Source organism: Inquilinus sp. (assembly GCF_057815775.1).
In genome coordinates this window covers 1-2063 of the sequence record NZ_JBYRFX010000247.1, presented here as the reverse complement: position 1 = coordinate 2063, position 2063 = coordinate 1, and the positions used below count along the sequence as shown (strand labels likewise).

The following is a 2063-nucleotide window of genomic DNA, read 5'->3' as shown; positions in this document are numbered from 1 at the left end:
GCGCAAACACCTCCGCCGCCGGTGAGGCGGTGGGTGTCTGGGGCATGGTGGCGGCTTGTGTCATCCCTTGATGAGAACACAAAGGGAACAATGAGTCGAGGGATAATACTGCTCAACCACCCGTCCCCGTCATCGCGAGCGCAGCGACGCGATCCAGGCCCGCGGGCGCAGACGGCACGGACGGCGGCAATTCTGGATCGCCACGGCGCCGCGCGCCTCGCGATGACGGCGATGGGGTGGGCGGGGCCGGCTCCTCCCGAAACCATCATTGCCAGCCTAAGGCGTCGCCTTCGCTCCTTGGGGCTTTCATAATTACGATACGCACCGTATCATTATTCATCTGATCGCGGCCCGCGATCGCATGCTGGTGATCCCCGACATGACCCCCCGGACCAATCTCGAAATCCGCTCCCTCGTCTCGGCCGATGGGCGGTTGAAGCTGTGGCTCGAAGACGTGCCGGTCGCGGAGCCCGGCCCCGACGAGGTGATCGTCCGCATCGAGGCGGCGCCGCTCAACCCGTCGGATATTTCCCTGCTGCTGGGCCCGAGCGACCTCCAGACACTGCAGGCCGGCGGAACGCCAGATCGGCCGGAAGTCGAGGCTGACGTGCCTGAGGCGCGGCTGAAGGCCGTGTCGGGGCGGATCGGCCAGGCGCTGCCCGTCGGCAATGAGGGGGCGGGGACCATCATCGCTGCGGGAAGCGCCGGGACCAGCCTGGTCGGCCGCACCGTGGCCATCCGTGCCACCACGGGCACCTATTCGCAGTATCAGGTGGTGAAGGCGGCCGACTGCCTGCTTCTGCCGGACGGTATGTCCGCCCGCCAGGGCGCCGCGGCGTTCATCAATCCGCTGACGGCGCTTGGCATGGTCGAGACCATGCGGCGCGAGGGCCACCACGCGTTGGTGCACACTGCGGCGGCGTCGAATCTCGGCCAGATGCTCAATCGGCTGTGCCTGAAGGATGGCGTGGCCCTGGTCAACATCGTGCGCAGCCCCGAGCAGGCAAAGCTGCTGCGCGACCAGGGCGCCGCCCATGTCCTCGACAGCAGTGCGGAAGGATTCCGGCAGGCGCTGGTCGCCGCCATCGCCGAGACCGGCGCGACGCTCGCCTTCGATGCGATCGGCGGCGGACCGATGGCGGCCACGATCCTGGGGGCGATGGAAGAGGTGCTGAGCCGCTCGCTCACCAGCTACAGCCGCTATGGCTCGCCGGTTCACAAGCAGGTCTATCTCTATGGCGTGCTCGATCCCGCGCCCAAGCAGCTCGACGGCAATTTCGGCCTGGCCTGGGGCGTCGGCGGCTGGCTGCTGACTTGGTTCTACCAGAAGATCGATGCGGCCGACGCGCGGCGCCTGAAGGGGCGGGCGGCGGCGGAGCTGGGCTCGACCTTCGCCAGCCGTTTCACGGCGGAGATCGGACTGGCGGACGCCCTGTCGCCGGACGTGATCCGCGCCTACGCGAAGCGGGCGACCGGCGAAAAATACCTGATCGTGCCGCAGCTGACATGACGGGCAGCGTCGCGCCGGGCCGCAAGCGCAGCGACACGGCGCGGCGGGCCATCCTCGACGCGACCTTCCGATTGCTCGAGCAGGAGGGATTCGACCGGCTGTCGATCGAAGGGGTCGCGTCCTGCGCCGGAGTCGGCAAGACCACGATCTATCGCTGGTGGCCGGGGAAGGGGGTGCTGGCGGTCGACGCGTTCCTGGATGCCGTGACCCCCGCGATCGCCTTTCCGTCCACGGCCTCCGCCCGGGCGGACCTGCTGGCCCAGATGCGGCTGCTGGCGGAGGTCTATCGCGGGCCGACCGGCCGCTTCGTCCGCGAGATGATCGGGGCGGGCCAGAGCGATCCGGACATGCGGCAGGCCTTTGTCGAAGGCTTCCTCGCGCCCAGGCGGCAGGCCGCGCGCGAGGTTTTCCGGCGCGGCCAGGCCCAGGGCGAATTCCGGGCCGAACTCGACCCGGATGTCGCGATCGATGGCGTCTACGGTGCCCTCTACTACCGGCTGCTGGTCTCGGGCGGGCCGATCGTGACGGCTTCGTCGAGGAGCTGGCCAAAAGC

Annotated in this window: 2 protein-coding genes; both read left to right on the top strand. The window is 68.8% G+C overall.

Annotated elements, in window-relative coordinates; translation table 11 throughout:
• The first annotated feature begins 379 nt into the window (after positions 1-379).
• Positions 380-1510, top strand: a complete 1131-nt coding sequence (locus AC3XYG_RS08845; RefSeq protein WP_489139451.1) for a zinc-binding dehydrogenase — start codon at positions 380-382, stop codon at positions 1508-1510.
• A partial coding sequence (locus AC3XYG_RS08840; RefSeq protein WP_489139450.1) for a TetR/AcrR family transcriptional regulator occupies positions 1507-2063 on the top strand: 557 nt, incomplete at its 3' end. The genes AC3XYG_RS08845 and AC3XYG_RS08840, both read left to right, overlap by 4 nt.